The 17,357-nt window shown below is 69.9% G+C and carries 13 protein-coding genes; 6 read left to right on the top strand and 7 right to left on the bottom strand.

Going from position 1 to position 17,357, the window contains the following annotated elements; translation table 11 throughout:
- Positions 1 to 136 precede the first annotated feature (136 nt).
- The 4 genes from HY049_14220 to HY049_14205 are packed head-to-tail and all read left to right on the top strand — an operon-like array spanning position 137 to position 4,342.
- Positions 137 to 826, top strand: coding sequence for a hypothetical protein (locus HY049_14220; GenBank protein ID MBI3450056.1), 690 nt, complete (start codon positions 137 to 139; stop codon positions 824 to 826).
- Positions 823 to 2,061: a glycosyltransferase gene (locus HY049_14215; protein MBI3450055.1), complete on the top strand. Its 1,239-nt coding sequence runs from the start codon at positions 823 to 825 to the stop codon at positions 2,059 to 2,061. Before HY049_14220 ends, HY049_14215 begins: the two co-directional genes overlap by 4 nt.
- Positions 2,058 to 2,870: a trehalose-phosphatase gene (gene otsB, locus HY049_14210; protein MBI3450054.1), complete on the top strand. Its 813-nt coding sequence runs from the start codon at positions 2,058 to 2,060 to the stop codon at positions 2,868 to 2,870. Before HY049_14215 ends, otsB begins: the two co-directional genes overlap by 4 nt.
- Positions 2,867 to 4,342, top strand: coding sequence for a trehalose-6-phosphate synthase (locus HY049_14205; GenBank protein ID MBI3450053.1), 1,476 nt, complete (start codon positions 2,867 to 2,869; stop codon positions 4,340 to 4,342). Before otsB ends, HY049_14205 begins: the two co-directional genes overlap by 4 nt.
- Here HY049_14205 and HY049_14200 read toward each other — a convergent pair.
- A complete protein-coding gene (locus HY049_14200) occupies positions 4,339 to 5,190 on the bottom strand; it encodes a M28 family peptidase (protein ID MBI3450052.1) in 852 nt (283 codons plus the stop codon). The genes HY049_14205 and HY049_14200 overlap by 4 nt on opposite strands.
- A 53-nt stretch (positions 5,191 to 5,243) precedes the next feature.
- On the opposite strand from HY049_14200, the gene HY049_14195 reads away from it, so the two are divergent.
- Complete coding sequence (locus HY049_14195; GenBank protein ID MBI3450051.1) at positions 5,244 to 6,242, top strand: hypothetical protein; 999 nt, start codon at positions 5,244 to 5,246, stop codon at positions 6,240 to 6,242.
- Between the two features lie 508 nt (positions 6,243 to 6,750).
- On the opposite strand, the gene HY049_14190 is transcribed toward HY049_14195, so the two are convergent.
- Both HY049_14190 and HY049_14185 read right to left on the bottom strand, forming a co-directional pair.
- A complete protein-coding gene (locus HY049_14190) occupies positions 6,751 to 8,967 on the bottom strand; it encodes a tetratricopeptide repeat protein (protein ID MBI3450050.1) in 2,217 nt (738 codons plus the stop codon).
- Positions 8,968 to 9,109: 142 nt separating this feature from the next.
- The gene (locus HY049_14185) at positions 9,110 to 9,388 is read right to left on the bottom strand and encodes a hypothetical protein (GenBank protein MBI3450049.1); all 279 of its coding nucleotides are present in this window, start codon (positions 9,386 to 9,388) and stop codon (positions 9,110 to 9,112) included.
- Positions 9,389 to 9,565: 177 nt separating this feature from the next.
- On the opposite strand from HY049_14185, the gene HY049_14180 reads away from it, so the two are divergent.
- Complete coding sequence (locus HY049_14180) at positions 9,566 to 9,889, top strand: hypothetical protein (GenBank protein ID MBI3450048.1); 324 nt, start codon at positions 9,566 to 9,568, stop codon at positions 9,887 to 9,889.
- A 20-nt stretch (positions 9,890 to 9,909) separates the two neighbouring features.
- Here HY049_14180 and HY049_14175 read toward each other — a convergent pair whose 3' ends face one another.
- From HY049_14175 to HY049_14160, 4 genes are read right to left on the bottom strand one after another with little or no spacing between them, the layout of a single operon-like run.
- A complete protein-coding gene (locus tag HY049_14175) occupies positions 9,910 to 11,286 on the bottom strand; it encodes a sigma-54-dependent Fis family transcriptional regulator (GenBank protein ID MBI3450047.1) in 1,377 nt (458 codons plus the stop codon).
- Positions 11,283 to 12,959: a sensor histidine kinase gene (locus tag HY049_14170; GenBank protein ID MBI3450046.1), complete on the bottom strand. Its 1,677-nt coding sequence runs from the start codon at positions 12,957 to 12,959 to the stop codon at positions 11,283 to 11,285. Before HY049_14170 ends, HY049_14175 begins: the two co-directional genes overlap by 4 nt.
- 58 nt (positions 12,960 to 13,017) lie before the next feature.
- Complete coding sequence (locus tag HY049_14165) at positions 13,018 to 16,125, bottom strand: efflux RND transporter permease subunit (protein MBI3450045.1); 3,108 nt, start codon at positions 16,123 to 16,125, stop codon at positions 13,018 to 13,020.
- Between the two features lie 30 nt (positions 16,126 to 16,155).
- The gene (locus HY049_14160; protein MBI3450044.1) at positions 16,156 to 17,355 is read right to left on the bottom strand and encodes an efflux RND transporter periplasmic adaptor subunit; all 1,200 of its coding nucleotides are present in this window, start codon (positions 17,353 to 17,355) and stop codon (positions 16,156 to 16,158) included.
- Positions 17,356 to 17,357 lie beyond the last annotated feature (2 nt).

Raw genomic sequence — 17,357 nt, 5'->3', positions numbered from 1 at the left:
GGCTCGTCGTGGAACGGCTGTTGCTTGGGAGAAACCAGAACGTTTTCCGGGGTTCAGATCGCCTCAGCCACTGCGGGCCCGCGTGGGACGCTTCCGGTGCGGCGGGCTCCCATCTGCGCACGCGGAGGGACGAGGTATGGATGCAACAGCCCGCCGGCTCACCGTCCCCGCGCCCCTTCAGGTCATGGACTGTGCGCTGACGATCCTCTCGCTCGGCCGGAGCGCGCAGAACCTGCGCGAGCTTCGCGATCATCTCGCGAGCGTTCCCGCGCAGAGCATCTCCCACCACTTCCACGACGCGCTCCTGAGGCCGGCGTTCGACGACCCGGAGTACCGGAACGACTTCGCCGTCTGGGCGCGTCGACAGCTCCACGACGCCGCTCTGGCCGAGCGACTGGGAGTGATCGACCCGATGGACTACCCGGACCTCGAGCAGCTCCGGCACCAAACCATCGACGTCGTGGAGGACCGACTGGCGGAGGCGGGCGAAGTTCCCCAGGCGGCCCGCGGCCACGAGTTCTACTTCCTCAAATCCCAGTTCGTGATCCTCGACACGCGGGCGCGCGCCACCACTCCGTCCGAGCTCACCGCCATGATCCCGAGGCTCTCCACCGGGAGCATCTTCCATCACTTCATCGAGGCGCGCCGGCGCCAGCCGGGGCGGGTGGACGATTTTTCCGCATGGCTGGCCGGCTGGGGGGATGAGTGCGCCCACGAGCGCGAGCGCCTCGCGGCGGTCGACTACGAGCTCTGGTCGCTCGGCGAGCTGCGCGATCGCATCGCCGCGGCGCTCGCGGGCGCCAGGGCGGGGGCGAGAGTGCCATGAGGGTCGCCCTGGACGACTACGCCGAGGCGGCCGGCCCCGAGGCCGTCCAGCAGATCCGTGAGCTCGCGAGGCCTCTCAGGGGCAAGTCCGTCGTGCACGTGAACTCCACCCGGATCGGCGGCGGGGTCGCGGAGATCCTCGCGCGGCTGGTGCCGCTGATGGCCGATCTCGGACTCGACGCCCGATGGGAGGTGATCGACGGGACGCCGGAGTTCTTCTCGGTGACCAAGAGCCTCCACAACGCCCTGCAGGGGGACAGCGTGACGATCTCGACGCGCCAGCTCGACGTCTACCAGGAGGTGAGCCGGCGCAACGCCGAATCGCTGCGGGACCGGCTGAAGGACGCGGACTACGTGTTCATCCACGACCCGCAGCCCGCCGCGCTTCTGCAGCACTTTGCGGATCGGCGCGGCAAGTGGGTCTGGCGGTGCCACATCGACGTGAGCCGGCCGTTCCGGCAGGTCTGGAAAATCCTTCGCGGCTTCATCCGTCCCTACGACGCCAGCGTCTTCTCGCTCGCGGCGTTCGCGCAGCCCCTCTCCCACCCGCAGTACCTCATCGCGCCGAGCATCGATCCGCTGAGCGAGAAGAACATCCCTCTCGACGCGGGCGACGTCGAGGAGATCGCCCTCGGCTTCGATCTGGAACCCTCGCGCCCGGTGATCCTCCAGGTCTCGCGGTTCGATCGGTTCAAGGACCCCGTCGGCGTGATCCGCGCCTACCGGCTCGTGAAACCGCACATCCCGATCCAGCTCGTGCTGGCGGGGGGAACCGCCGACGACGACCCCGAGGGAGCGGAGGTTCTCTCGGAGGTCCGCGCCGAGGCGGGGGACGACCCGGACATCCACGTTCTCGAGCTCCCCCCCGATTCCCACCGGGCGATCAACGCCCTCCAGCGGCACGCCACGCTCGTCCTCCAGAAGTCGACGCGCGAGGGGTTCGGGCTGACCGTCACCGAGGCCATGTGGAAGGAGAAGGCGGTGATCGGCGGGGAGACGGGGGGCATCCCCCTCCAGGTCGTGAACTACCACACGGGGTTCCTCGTGAGCAGCCCCGAGGGAGCGGCCCTGAGGATGCGCTACCTGCTCAGCCGCCCGGAGCTGATGGCCACGATGGGGAGGAAGGGGCGCCGGTTCGTCCGCGAGAATTTCCTCCTGACCCGCCACCTCCGCGAATACCTCACCCTCATCCTCGGCCTGCACTACGGCGCGAGCGAAAGCGTGGAGATCCGATGATGGAGCTCGAAGAGAGCCGCGGAGCGCTCGGCGGCATCCCGGCATCGTTCTGGGCCGCGGCCCGCGCGGCGGAGCACCGCCTCCTGAGCCTCGACTACGACGGCACGCTCGCCCCGTTTCGGACCGATCGGCACGAAGCGGTCCCGTTTCCCCACTCGATGAGCGCCCTGTCGAAGATCGTCCGATCGGGCGCCACGACCGTGGCCGTCGTGTCGGGTCGTCCGGTCGAGGAGCTCGACGCGTTCATCGGCGGGCTCGGCGTGATGCTCGTGGGCGAGTGCGGGTGGGAGGAGATGCTCTCGCCCGGAGTGATGGTCGCGCACCACGTCGACCGCCGGGACGGGGACGCGCTCGACCGCGCCACCGGCGCCGTCGCCTTCCGGCTCTGGAGCCGGCGGCTCGAGCGCAAACGGGCGTCCGTGATGCTTCACACGCGCGGACTCGGGGCGTCGGAGGCCGAGGAGATTCTGAGGGAGTGCGAGAGCCGCTGGCTCGCGATCGCCGCGGAGTCGGGGCTGAGGCTCACGCGCGTCGACGGCGGCCTCGAGCTCCGCGTCCCGGGGCGCGACAAGGGGACCACCGTGCAGGAGATCCTGCGTCGATCGCCGGCGGGTACCTTCCCGGTGCACGTCGGAGACGACGTCGCCGACGAGGAGGCGTTCTCCGCACTCGAGGGGACGGGGCTCGGCGTGCGCATCGCGGGCTCCGACACGCCGACGCGCGCGCACGGGCGCCTGGCGTCGTGGATCGACCTCCCCCTCTTCCTCCGCCGATGGCTCGACGTCGTCGAGCGGGACGCCGCCTCATGAGCGGCGATCGGCGGCTCGTCGTCGTCTCGAACCGGCTGCCGTGCGTCGAGTCGGCGGCCGGCACGGGGAAGTCCGAGCCGCTCGCGGGGGGGCTCGTGACCGCGCTCCTCGGCGTCCTCTCGCGATCTCCCGGCAGCCTCTGGTTCGGCTGGAGCGGCCGCATCGCCGACCCCGCCCGCCCCGCCTCGATCACCCGGCAGTTCCTCGACGGCGTCGAGTTGCTCGGATGCCCTCTCTCCCGCCAGGAGTTCGATCGCTTCTACCTCGGATTCTGCAACGAGACGCTCTGGCCGCTCCTTCACTGCTTTCAGGGACGCGTCCGGATCGATCTCGATCAGGAGCGGAGCTACCGCGAGGTTCAGGCGCGTTTCGCCTCGGTCCTGAAGCCGCACCTCCGCGACGGCGACATCGTCTGGATTCACGACTACCACCTCTTTCCGCTCGGGAGGGAGCTGCGGCGGCTCGGCTGGCACGGGCCGATCGGATTCTTCCTCCACACGCCGTTCCCGCCGCACGAGCACTGGCAGCTCCTGCCGGATCCCCGCGATTATCTCGACGCGTGTCTCGCCTACGACGTGGTCGGCTTCCAGCTCCAGCGCTACCTCGACAACTACATCTACGCCTGCCGCAAGGAGCTCAACGCCCGGGGGGAGGGGAACGTCCTCATCGCGGGGGGTCACGTCCAGCGCGTCGGCGTCTACCCCGTGGGCATCGAGCCGGCGGAGTTCCTCCCCGGGAGGGAGACCTCCGCGGCCACGGAGCGGGCGCGCGATCTGATCCCGACCCTGCGCGATCGCCGGCTGATCCTCGGCGTCGACCGCCTCGACTACACCAAGGGGATTCCCGAGCGGATCCTCGCCTTCGAGCAATTCCTGACGACGTACCCCGAGTGGAGGAAGAAGGTCGTCTACGTGCAGATCGCCTCGCCGAGCCGTGCCACCGTCCCCGAGTACGGAAGACAGAAGAGGCGCCTCGACGCGATCATCGGACGCGTGAACGGCGAGATGGGCGAGCACGACTGGACCCCCATCCGTTACCTCTATCGCTCCTACCCGCGGGAGTTCCTGGCCGAGCTGTACAGGGACGCCGACGTCATGCTCGTGACCCCGCTCCGTGACGGAATGAACCTGGTGGCGAAGGAGTTCGTCGCCTCCCAGGATCGCGAATCCCCCGGCGTGCTCGTCCTGAGCCGCTTCACCGGCGCCGCGGAGGATCTCCTCGAGGCGATCATCGTCAATCCGATCGTGCTCTCGGACGTCGCCGACGGGATCCGGACGGCCCTCTCGATGACGGTCTCCGAGCGGCGGAGGCGGCATGCCGCGCTCCTCGCGCGGGTGCTGATGTCCAAGTCGAGCGACTGGGGAAGACGGTTCGTGGACGATCTCGCCGCGGTCCGGTCCGGCGCGCCGTCGAATGTCCGTCCGTGGCCGGATTCGCGGCCACGGAGGGCGTCACGCATCTCTTCGTCCTAGCGGTCCGCCCCCTCGAGCAGCTCGAGAAACCCGGCGACCCCCTGCGTGACGCTCTCGATGAACGGGAGTGAGAGCGTCTCGAGAGTGTCCGTCGGCAGGTGGTAGTGGGGGTTCCGGTAAAAGGTGGTGTCGCCGACCATCGCGGCGCGGTAGCCCTGCCGCCAGAACGACGAGTGGTCCGAGAGCGACGCGCCGACCAGCATCGCGAGGCTGGCGGGAAGACTGGCGGCCTCGACGGGAAGACCGGCCGCTCCGAGCGATCGGGCGAGCCCTGCCGTCAGCGCCCGCGAGGCGCCATTTCCGACGACGGAGATGAAGTCTCCCGTGCGGCGGCGGCCGAATCCCATCCCCGGAGGAAACCTCTGGGCGCCGGGGGCGGAATCGACGTAGCCGATCATCTCGAGCGAGATCATCCCCTCGACGGGTCGGCCCGCGCGGCGCAACGCCTCGGCGTGCTCCAGGCTCCCTGCCATCCCCCACTCCTCGAGGTTGAAGGCCGCGAACCTCAGGGTGTGTGAGCGGGGGGACGGACGCGATCCGGCCCACTCGGCGAGAGCGAGGAGGGCCGCGGCCCCGCTCGCGTTGTCGTCGGCCCCGGGCGTTCCCCTCACCGTGTCGAGGTGAGCGCCGACGACGAAGAGCGGCGCGCCGCCTTCGGGGCCGAGATCCCCGAACACATTGCACCATGCCCCGCCAGCGACCGCGATGGGCTCGCGGGTTACGCGGAGACCCGCCGCCTGGAGTATTCTCTCGGCGTACGACTCGGCCTCGCGAAGGCGATCGGGGCCCCCGAGGGGCGACCGGTCTCCGATCAGCGCGCCGAGGTGTCGCTGAATCCGATCCAGCATGCCGCGTCATGTTACATCGACCGCGCGCGACAGGTTCCCGAGGGGGCAAGTCGATGGCATCAGGGGGCTGCAGGAAGGTCGCGTTCTACGCCGGCGTCGGGTGCCTCGGTCTCGTGATCCTGGTCGCGATCGGGGTCTCGGGGATGATTTTCATGGCGCGCCGCGCGGGGAACGACGGCGAGCAGCACCCCGTCCCGACCTCGTTCACCATTCCGGTGCCGGCCCCGGCCCCCCCGCCGGCACCCTCCCCCGCCGGGCCCCAGACTCCCGGCGTGGACCTTCCGGCGCTCGACGCCAACCGGCAGGCGCGCGCCGGCGTGGAGCCCGTGCGCGTCATCCTGAAGCTCTCCGAGGGTGACTTCACCGTCCAGCCCGGCGCCCCGGGGAGCGGGGTCAAGGTCGACGGGAACTTCGACCCCGGCACGTACGCGCTGACGCAGGAGGAATCTCGCGACTCCGAGGGTCGGCGCCAGCTCTCGGTCGAGTTCCGGCGCCGCGTCCCCTTCTTCTTCATCATGTTCGGCAATCACAAGAACCAGAACAAGGTCGCCATCACCCTCCCCGAAGGAGTGCCGACCTCGCTCGACCTCCTGCTCTCCAGGTGCGAGTCGCACGTCGACCTCGGCGGGCTCACCCTCACCGACCTCGAAGCGCACATGAGCATGGGGGATCAGGATCTGAACTTCTCGAAGCCCCTGGTCGGGAAGCTCGCCCGAGCCTCCTTCCGTTTCTCGATGGGCGACACCAAGGTGCGCGGCCTCGGAAACGCGCTCCCGGCGAACCTCGAGCTCCACGGATCGATGGGGGATGTGCGCGTGAGCTTCGACGGCGCGTGGCCGCCGTCGAGCAGGATCTCCGCGGTGGCCCGCATGTCGATGGGCGATTTCCGGATCGTCGTCCCGCACAACGTCCGGCTCAAGTCCCGGTCGACCGTCTCCTTCGGCGACTCGGATGTGCCGCACGACGAGGCGCAGCCGCAGGACGATACGGCTCCGGTGCTCGAGCTCCAGACGCACGCGTCGATGGGCGATCTCTCGGTCAAGCACGACTGAATCCAGCGCCACGCCATGGGACACACGCGCGCCGTCGAGTTCACCGGCCCGGCAGGACGTATCGAGGGGATTCTCCAGGGACGCATGGCGGATCGCCCGCGGCGGGCAGCGGTCTTCTGCCACCCCCATCCCCTCGGGGGCGGAACGATGCACACGAAGGTCGTGCACCGGGCCGCGAGGGCGCTCGAGGAGTCCTCGCACCTCGTGCTGAGGTTCAACTTCCGCGGCGCAGGGGGGAGCGAAGGATCTCACGATCGAGGGATTGGCGAGCGCGACGACGCCCTCGCCGCTCTCGACTGGCTCGACGGAGCCTCCTCGGGTCTTCCCGTCACGATGGGAGGCTTTTCGTTCGGGTCCTGGGTGGGACTCCGGGTGGGGGTTCAGGATCCGAGAGTGGACGCTCTCATCGGCATCGCGCCGCCGGCCAATCTGGCGGACTTCTCATTCCTCGAGGCGTGCCGGAAGCCCGTCCTCTTCATCCACGGCACCGCCGACACGCTGGCGCCGCTCAAGGAATTCGAGTCAATCTATTCGAGGATCCCGGGGCCGAAGACGCTGGCCCTCGTGGAGGGGGGGTCCCACCTGCTGGTCGAGCACCTGGAGCGCGTGGCGGAGGAAGTGTCCCGCTTTGCGCGAGCGCTCCCGGCTCCGGAAGCCCGCTGAGGGCCGCGAGCGCCTCCGAGCTGGCCGGGTTCAGCGTCACGGCCATCTGGAACGCCGCCCGCGCCTCGCGAAGCTCCCCCGCCGCCGCGAGCGCGACCCCGAAATGGTACTGCGCGGCGCTCAGCGTCGGCCTCAGCGTCACAGCTCGCCGCGCGGGACCGAGAGCCGCGCGCACCTGGTGTGACGCGATGAGCGAGGACGCGAGCGCGTCCCAGATCTCCGGCACGCCGGGCGCGAGCGACGCGGCGGCCCGCAGGTCTGGAACCGCGTCGGTGTGGCGCCCCAGCCGCGCCTCCAGCATCCCCTGGTTCGCGCGCAGCGTCGGCTCGCCCGGGTCCAACCCGAGGGCGCGCGCGAGGATTTCCCCCGCCTCCCCCTCGCTGCCGAGGACGACGAGGGCGCGCGCGAGATCGGACATCGCGGCGATGTCGGAGGGGTTCTCGGCGACCGCTCTGCGGAGCAGCGGCTCCGCCTCGCCCGCGCGCCCCTGGAGGAGGAGGGCCGCCGCGAGCTGGCGGCGGGCCCGGGCGTGATCGGGCTTCAGCTTCAGCGCCTCACGGAAGTCGCCGATCGCCTCGGTGATGTGCCCCTGTCGAAGCGCCACCGTCCCGAGCATGTGCCATCCCTCGGCGAGCGTCGGCTCGCGCTCCACGACGGACCGGAACTCTCCCTCGGGCTTCGACCACGGAATGAGGCTCGAGTAGGTCCCCTCCATCTTCTTCGCGAAATAGGCGACGCCCATGCTGAAAGCGGTCGGCCCCTCGCCTCCTTCGGGCTCGCCGCCGACCCGCAGCACGCTCAGGGTCGCGCCCGGGCGCTCCGCCGCCGGGGGGGCCGGGGGATCGATGCGACGGCGAATCCAGTGGTCGGTGAAAGCCGTGTAGCGCTGGTCGGCGGGCTCTGATCGGCGCATGTGGCACGCGACGCAGTCGTCCAACGCGCTCTGCCGCCGTCGCTCGGGCTCCGACACGGCGCACGAGGCCGTCGTATGGCACGTGAGGCAGGCCCTGCGGAACTGATCCGCAGGGCGGCTCTTCGAGAAGACGGAGACGTGGGGATCGTGGCACGTGAGGCAGTCGACCCCGCCGCCGCTCTCCTTGTAGCAGCGGCTCAGCATCAGCCGATCTCCCTGGCTCCCGAGGCCGAACCGGTTCGCCATCGGAGGGTCGAAGGAGAGGACGTCGAGGTACTCGCCGATGTGGCCCCCCGGGCGGAAGTCGCGCAGGTCGTGGTCGGGGCGCGTCACCCTCGCGCCGGCGTCCGAGTCCCCAAGGTGGCATTGAAGGCAGACCTGGATGCGGGTGACCCGACCCAGCTTCCGCGGGTTCACGATCGTGTCGTCCGACTCCGGAGGGTGGTCCGACAGCGTCTTCCAGCGCGCCACGTGCAGGTCTCCGGGACCATGGCACCGCTCGCAGTCGATGCCGTGGGGGAGCGGCTCCGCGAAATGGTTCTCGGTCCCGGCCGCGAGCGAGACGCGCGCGTCGTGGCAGAAGAGGCACGAGGCCTCGATCTTCCGGCCGAAATGCTCTCCGTTGAGCTCGTAGCCGGGGCAGAGATCCCATCCCGGCTTGTCCGGATACCAGCAGATCGGCATCTGGTAGAGACCACCCCCGTCCTCCGAGACATACGAGCGGCTGTGGTTCCCCGAGCCGATCACGTATCGGATCTTTCGTGTCGCCGAGGTGAGGACGCTGCCGTCCGCGTCGTGGACGTCCATCCGCATGAAGTGATCGTCTCCCCCGGCGACCATCTCGTAGCTGATCCGGTCGGCGACCACGTCGAACCGGTTCTTCCGCGTGAAGTCCTCCACCACGCGATCGGGGGTCAGCGGGTAGAGGGAGCGCCCCATTCCGGTCGTGGCGAACGACTCGCCGATCTGGGCGTGGCAGGGGCGGCACGACTCCGAGCCGACGTAGGCCACCGACGTGTCCATGTTCTTGAACGGGCGGGCCCGTGTCGTCTCGCGCCCGGCGCACCCGGCCGTCACCGCCAGGAGAGCGGCCAGAGACGCCGGGAGCAGGGCGCGGGAGAGCGCGCGAAGACGTTCGATACCGAACACTGTTCGTCCCTCAGCCGGACTCCTCCGGGCGGGATGCCCGGCGAGCCACCGGGCCGGCTCGACTTTTATGCTGTCATGGCAAGAGTCGGGCCAGCGCTCCGGCAGTGGATGTCTACGATGGACACGCGAGAGGGTTGCGCGGTCATTCGAGTATCGCGCCGGGCTCGGGAGGGTCGCCGCTCGCGTCGCGGGCGTCCTCCTTCTCCTCTCTCACCTTTCGGACCTGCTCGCGCCCCGGCTCGAGGATTCCCTGAAGCTCGAGGAGCCCCTCCCCCATCCCCCGGCTGATCGCGTTCCCGGGCCCGGCTCCGCGGCCGAGGCGATCGTCGTACTCCTCCCGGGTCATCGGCGGCTTGCGCCCGAGGGCCGCGAGCCCGGCGACGGCCAGCGCGGCGATCGCGAGGTACACGAAGAGGACCATGACACTCCCCACTCTGCGAGAGCTCCGCGCCGAGTCAAGGAATCGCCAGGGAAATCATCCAGAGAATCCGGACGTCGGCGCTGTCGGGGATGCGGGGGCCGACAACCCCGTCTATATTCACACCGTCGCCGCGCGTCCCAGCCGGCCGCACGCCACCCGCGGAGTGGAGGGGAACCCTTGAACCGCTCGTATCGACTCGCGATGATCGTCGCCGGCGTCGCCGGAGCCGGACTGAGCGCCGTGAACTTCCTCGAGTCCATCGGCCTCATCCAGACCAATGCCCTGACCGACGGCGATCCGGTCGGCCTCCGCGATCACTACCTGCAGATCGGGCGCTTCTACAGCCGGGGATTCACGACCGGGTTCTTCTTCTGCTTCTCGCTCATGCTCGTGGCCATCGCCGTGGGCACGTGGTACGACGAGCGCCGGAAGCAGCGTCGCGCGGGCGCGGGGCAGCGGCCGAGCCTCGCCGAGGCGCGCCCCCCGATCACCACGGGCTGAGAGCCACGCCCCGGATCACCTCAGTCCAGCCCGAGCTCCCGCAGCCTCTTCAGAAACGTCGGGTAGGAGATCCCGAGGACCTGCGCCGCCGCCATCCTCCGCCCCTCGAGGTGATCGAGCACCCGGCTGACGTAGTGCCTTTCGACGACCTCGAGCGTCGGCGGAGGCCCCTCGGCGGGCATCGGCACCGTGAAGAACCCGGCGGCGCGGGGCTCACGGTTCGCGTCGTCGGGCAGGACGATCTCCCGCTCCGACACCTCCGTCCCCTGCGCGAGGATCACGGCCCGCTCGATGATGTTGCGAAGCTCTCTCACGTTTCCCGGGTAGTTGTACGACGCGAGGAGCCGCTTCGCCCCGTCGGTGAGCCCCGAGACGCGCTTCTTGATCCGGGAGGCGAAGTGCCGCGCGAACGTCTCCGCGAGATCGGGAATGTCCTCGCGCCGCGTCGAGAGCGCGGGCAGGTGGACGAGGAAGACGGCGAGCCGGTGGTAGAGGTCCTCGCGGAATCGGCCCGCGCGCAGGAGGCCGCTCACCTCCTGGTTGGTGGCCGCGATCACGCGGAGGCCGACCGAGATCTCGCGCTCGCCGCCGACCCGGCGGAAACGCATCGTGTCCAGGAATTTCAGGATCTTCGCCTGCGCCGGCTGGGGCAGCTCCGTCACCTCGTCGAGGAACAGGGTGCCGCCGTCGGCGATCTCGATCAGGCCGCGGCGGGTGGTCCGCGCGTCGGTGAACGCGCCGCGCTCGTGGCCGAAGAGCTCGCTCTCGACGAGATGCTCGGGGAGCGCGGCGCAGTTCACCTCGACGAAGGGCGCGTTCTCGTCCGACTCGCGGTACGACATCGAGTGGAGCATCTCGGCGGCGCACTGCTTGCCCACGCCGGACGGGCCGATGATGAAAGCCGGCGTGTGCGGGCTCTGCGTGAGGCTCTTGAGCTTGTCGATCGCCGCGCGCATCCCCGGGCTCTTCGGGCCGACGAGAGGCGGCCCTCCGCCGCTCTTCCGCGCGATCTCGAGGCGATCCCTGAGGCCGCGGGCCTCCAGCACCTTGCGCAGCTTCACGACGAGGTCGGTGAGCTGCACGGGCTTCGCGAGGTAGTCCCATGCGCCCGCGCGCAGGGCATTGACCGCGTTCTCGACGTCGCCGTACGCGGTGACGACGATGACCAGGGGGGCGGACGGGCCTTCGGCCCGCAGCGCCTTCATGAAATCGATCCCGTCGCCGTCCGGGAGGCGCCGGTCGAGAATCACGACGTCGGGAGCCGCCTTCTCCATCTCCGCCCGCGCGCGGGCCAGCGTCCCCGCGGTCTTGACCTCGAACCCCTCCGAGGAAAGCGCTTCCTCCGCGAGCATGCGGAAGACCTGTTCGTCATCGACGACGAGAACCCTCGCGTTCATTTCGCCTCCCTCGGCAAGGTGAGAAGGAAGCTGGCGCCCCCGCCCGACGCCTCCAGCACCAGATCTCCGCCATGAGCCCGCGCGATCTTCCTCGAGAGCGCCAGGCCGATCCCCACGCCGCTCGGCTTGCCGCTCACGAACGGCTCGAAGAGCGACGGGCGGATCGCCGGCGCCACCCCCGGCCCGTTGTCCGACACCCTCACCCAGCCGAACTCCCCCGTCGATCCGACCTCGACGCTCACCCGCGGGGCCGTCCCGGAGCCGTTGGCCGAGAGGGCATCGAGCGCGTTGCCCACGAGGTTCGTGAGGACCACGTGCGTCAGCGACGGATCCGCGTTCACCCTCACCTCGTCCACCTTCGACTCGACCCCGAGGATCACGCCGGCCTCCGCCGCCGCGTCCCTCTGCAGCTCGGCGATCTTTCGGGCGAACTCGCGCAGCTCGATCTCCACGGGCCGCGGCGTCACGCCCTTCGAGAAGACGAGGAGCTCGCTCGTGAAGTTCGACATCGTCTCGATCTGCGTTCGCATCCCCGCGACGATCTTCTCCTCCGACGGGTCCCGGGCCGCGCGCGCGCCGCGCAGCAGCAGGTCGAGGCCGATCCGGAGCCCGTTGAGCGAGTTCTTCACCTCGTGCGCGATGAGGTTCGCGGCCTCTCCGAGGAGGCGGAGCCTCTCCTCGCGCATCGCCCGTTCCTCGGCCTCGCGCAGGAACCTCAGGGATCGCCTGAAGAGAAAGACGAGGAGGACCAGCGGGACGAGAATGACGGACAGCGTCAGCGCCGCGCGCCCGGTCATGCGCGTGGTCGCGTCCCTCAGGAACTCCGCCTTCGGGGCGAGCGCGATCAGGATCAGATCCGTGTCCGGCACCTCGGTGGCGGCGACGAGCGTGGCCACCCCCTGGAGCTCGAGCTCCCCGAGGTCGGGCTCCCACGAGCTCCGGCCGAAGACGCGCAGCCAGGCGCCATCGGTCGCGAACGGCGGCGGGGTGGGAGGGTAGACGACCGCCCCCTGCCGCGTCGCGAGAATCGTCAGCACCCCGTCCTTGCGCCCCGCCACGGCGCTCATGTCGCTCGTCCGGGCGAGATCGATCCCCCCCACGAGCGCGCCGGTGAACTTCCCGCCGCGAAGGATGGGCGCGACGACGTACAGCGACGCCTCCTCCGCGCGATCGGGATCGACCGGGACGATGCTGACCCGCGAGCCGCTCCTCATCAGATCGAACCACGGCTGGCGCGCGAACGAGGTGCCGGCGGTGAGGAAGGTCTGCGGCTCGGACCAGAGCACGGAGCCGTCGACGCTGAGAATCGCGATCCCCATGTTGAAGAAGGCGCTGCGCGCGTGCGTCAGGCTCAGCAGGCTCTGCTCCGGCCCGAGATTCTGATCGAGCAGGTCCACCTCGCTGCGGAGCCCCAGGCGCATCACCTCGCCGCCGAGGTGCTCGAGCTGCTTGCCGAGGTAGAAGGCCTGCGCCTGGGTTTGGAGCAGCAAACTCGACTTGATCTCCTGCTCCTGGTGGATCCGATCCTGCGAGATGGACGCGAGGAGCATGGTGACGGCCACTGCGGCCGCCGCGGCGTAGATCGCGAGCGCCGCCCGGGCGAAGCGCGCGTGGGCCTGCGTGAGGCTGTCGCCGGAGCGGTGCGACGGGGCGCGGACCAGCGGATTCTTCATCGCTGCCGCCGATTATAGACGCCCGGAATCCGGGCCTCGACCGCACGCGGCCGCCGGCTCAAGCGCCCTGCGGGACGAGGCGGCGCAGCCGGGCCGAGACCGCCTCGCGAAGGCGGTGGGCCCAGAAGTAGGTGACGGGCAGGACGATCAGCGTGAGCGCCGCCGCCGAGATCGTCCCGCCCACCACCACCACGGCGATCGGTCTCTGGGTCTCGCTGCCGATCGCGTGGGAGAGCGCCGCCGGAACGAGCCCGAGGCACGCGAGGAGCGCGGTCATGAGGACGGCGCGCAGGCGCTCGCGCGCCCCGAGGACGACGGCGTCCAGGAAGGCCTCGCCCTTCTCGAGCCGGCTCCGGATCGCCGCGACGACCAGCACGCCGTTCAGGACCGCCTGGCCGAGCAGGGCGATGAAGCCCACGGCCGCGGACACCGACAGCGTGAGGTGCGCGATCGCGAGGCCGACGACGCCGCCTACCAGCGCGAACGGAACGTTGAGCAGGATGATGAGCGCGTCCCAGACCGACTCGAACGCGGAGAAGAGGAGCAGGAACGTGAGGATCAGCGCGAGCGGGATCACGAGCCCCAGCCGCGCCATCGCCCGCTGCTGGTTCTCGAACTCGCCCGCCCAGGTGATCTCGTACCCGGCGGGGAGGGGCGCCGCCGACTCGACCTTCCGCCGCGCCTCCTCGACGAAGGACCCCATGTCGCGGTTGCGCACGTTCATCCGGATGCCGACGTAACGCCGCCCGTTCTCGCGCGTGATCGCGGCGCGCCCGGTTCCCATCGACACGTCGGCCACGGCCGACAGCGGGATGATCGAGCCGTTGCGGAGCGGCAGCATGATCCCCCGGATCTCCCCGACGTCCTCGCGGGTCGCGCGCGGGAGCCTCACCGTCACGTCGAACTTCTTCTCCCCCTCCCAGAGCTCGGTGGCCACGTGGCCTCCCATCGCCGTCTCCGCGTAGTCCTGCACGTCGGCGAGATCGAGGTCGTAGCGCGCGAGCGCCTCGCGATCGAGCTTCACGCCCACGAGCGGCATCTCCCCCGACTTCACGATGCCGAGGTCCGCGGCCCCCGGCACCGTCGCGATCGCCGCCTTCGCGCTCTCGGCGGCCTGCTGGAGCGTCGCGAGATGCTCCCCGTAGATCTTCACCGCGATCTGGCCGAACTGTCCGGAGATGTTCTCGTTGACGTTGTCGCGGATCGGCTGCGAGAAGTTGTACTCGAGGCCGGGGATCTCCTTGAGGTTCGCGTCCATCTCGGTCACGAGGGCGTTCAGCGTCTTCGCCTGCGGGCGCCACTCCTCGAGCGGCTTGAGCTTGAGGAAGATCTCCAGGTTGTTCGGGAGCGTCGGGTCGGTGCCGTCCTCGGGACGCCCGAGCTGGGAGATCATCCCCGTGACCTCGGGGGTGCGGCCGAGGATCTCCTTGATCCGCGGCGTCAGCTTCCTCCCCTCCGTCAGCGAGATGTTGTCGGGGAGGGTGAAGGTGACGTAGAGCGCCCCCTCGTTCAGCTCGGGGAGGAACTCCGACCCGAGCCTCGGCAGGAGCGTCACGGCCGCGGCCATGAGCCCGGTGCCGACGACCAGGACGACGATCGGCTCCTTCATCGAGTAGCCGAGCACGGGCGTGTAGATCCGGCTCGCGAGCTTCAGCACCGGCGAGTCGCGGTGCGTCGTTTTCCCCCGGAGCGCGAAGAGGGCGAGCACGGGGACGAGCGTGAAGCTCACGAGGAGCGCGCCGACGAGCGCGCTGACGACCGTGTTCGCCATCGGCGCGAAGATCCTCCCCTCGACCCGCTGGAGCGAGAAGATGGGGATGTACGCCGCGATGATGATCAGGAGCGAGAAGAGGGTGGGCCGGGCGACCTCACGAGCGGCCCCGAGGACCCGGTCGGCAGGGGTCCCGGGGCCGCTGTGAGCCTCGTCGGAGAACCTGTGGAACAGGTGCTCGACGAGAATGACGGCGCCGTCCACGATGATCCCGAAGTCGACCGCACCCATCGAGAGCAGGTTGGCCGACATCCCCCGCGCGTAGAGGTACAGGAACGAGGCGGCGAGGGAGAGGGGAATCACCGCGGCGACGATGAGCGAGGCGCGGATCGAGAGCAGGAAGACGAAGAGGACGAGGGTGACGAGCGTGGCTCCCTCGGCGAGGTTGCGGAAGACGGTCCTGAGCGTCGTCTGCACCAGCTCGGTGCGGTCGTAGAACGGCAGCACCGCGACGCCCTTCGGGAGGATGCGGCCGTTGATCTCCTCGACGCGCTGCCTGAGGGCGGCGAGGACGACCGACGGGTTCTGGCCGCGCCGCATCAGGACGATCCCCTCGATGGCGTCGTCGTTCGCGTCGCGCGTGACGATCCCCTGGCGCGGCGCGTACCCCTCGCGCACCATGGCGATGTCGCGGACTCTCACCGGGACTCCGTTGTGGTAGGCGACGCGGACCCTCTCGATGTCCGAGATGTCCCTGAAGATGCCGAGCGATCGGATGACGAACATCTCCGAGCCGCGCTCGACGTAGCCTCCGGTCGCGTTCGCGCTCCCCTTCTTCAGCGCGTCCGAGATGTCCGAGAGCCCGACGCCGAGCTCCGCCATGCGCTTCGGATCGGGCTGCACGTGGATCTCCTTGACGAGCCCGCCGTAGCTCACGACGTCGGCGACGCCTGAAACTCTGAGAAGTTGAGGCCTCACCACCCAGTCCTGGAGGGTCCGGAGCGCCATCGGATCGGAGGACGTGCCGTCGAGCGTGTAGCGGTAGACCTCGCCGATCGGCGTCGCCACCGGCCCGAGCGACGCCTCGACCCCCTCCGGCAGCTCGGCGTCGGCGAGGCGTTCCTTCACCTGCTGGCGGGCGAAGTAGAGATCGACGCCGTCGTCGAAGGTCGCCGTCACGAACGAGAGGCCGAAGAGCGACACGCTCCTCAGCCGGAAGAGCCCGGGCGTCCCGTTGAGCGCCCTCTCGAGCGGGAGCGACACGCGCCGCTCAACCTCCTCGGTCGGCTGGCCGGGGAAGATCGTGATCACCTGCACCTGCGTGTCGGTCGGATCCGGGAACGCCTCGACCGCGAGGTTCGAGAAGGCGTAGTACCCCCCGGCGAGAAGCGTCGCCGCGAGGACGAAGGCCCCGAGCGGGTACTTCAGCGAGTGCGAGAGCAGCGCGTCGAGCATGTCGGTGAGTGCGCCCCGTAGACGGTGGCTTCAGTGGGCCAGCGCGATCTGGTTGTCGAGCAGGATGGCCCCCTCCTCGACGACCATCTCGCCGCGGTCGAGCCCCTTGAAGATCGGAACCGTGCCGTCATGGGACGATCCGGCCACGACCTCGCGGCGGACGAACTCCTTTCCGTCGAGCTGGACGTACACGTACTGGTGCGCGCCGTCCGACACGAGGGCCGAGGCCGGGACCTCGACGGCCCCGGCGGCCTGGCGGATCGAGAGATTCACCTCGGCGTACATGTTGGGCTTGAGGAGGCGCTTCGGGTTGTCGAGGAGGAGGCGGATCGGCACCGAGTGCTTCACGGGATCGACGACCGAGGAGACCATCTCCACCGCGTCCTTCACCTCGAGCCCCGGGAGCGCCGGAAAGGTCACCGCCCCCGGAGTTCCGGGGGAGATCTCGGCTGAATGCTCCTCGAAGATGTCGGCCACCACCCAGACCCTCGACAGGTCGGCGATCACCATGAGCGATCCACCCGCCTCCGCGCCCACTTCCTGCGCGGGGAGGATGTTCTTCTCCACGACGACCCCCGCGCGCGGCGCGGTCACGGTGAAGGCGTTGGCCTCACGGGAGGAGACCTTCAGCGCCTCGAGCTTGGACCCCGCGAGACGGTTCGCGACCTCGGCCTCGTGGTAGACCGCGGACGCGGCGATCTCATCCTTGGCCGGGAGCGCCTTCGCGGCCACCATCGCGCGGATGCGCTCGAGGTTCTTGTCGGCGGTCGCCAGGTCGAGCGAGGCCTTCTCCTGGTCGGCCCTCAAGGACGCGATCTCGGGGCTCGACACCGTGAAGAGCGGCTCGCCCGATTTCACCTCCTGGCCGAGCTCCACGTGCACGGCCGTCACGCGCCCGGCCAGCGGCGATCCCACCTGCGAGGCGCGCGTCTGGTCGATCTGCACGCGCGCGGGAACGCGATCGGCCCAGTGCGAGATCGCGACGACGGCCGCCCCGACCTTCAGGCTCTTCCACTGCGGCGCATCGGGTGAGAGGGCCAGACCCCTCTCCGTCACCGTCATCCCCGGGGTCCCCGCCGGTGGCGGCGGCGCCTCCCGCGTGAAGGCCATCGCGAGCCACACGGAGACGGCGCTGACAAGGGCCGCGATCGCGACGTGCATGGCGCGTCGCGAGCGGGAGCGCCGGCCGCCGGTCGTCGCCCGGGCGTCGAGTTCGTCGATGGTGTGCATCT

It is taken from the genome of Acidobacteriota bacterium, from assembly GCA_016195325.1.
Lineage (GTDB): Bacteria > Acidobacteriota > Polarisedimenticolia > JACPZX01 > JACPZX01 > JACPZX01.
The sequence above is the reverse complement of the archived record's forward strand: the minus strand, read 5'-3'. Positions and strand labels throughout refer to the sequence as shown.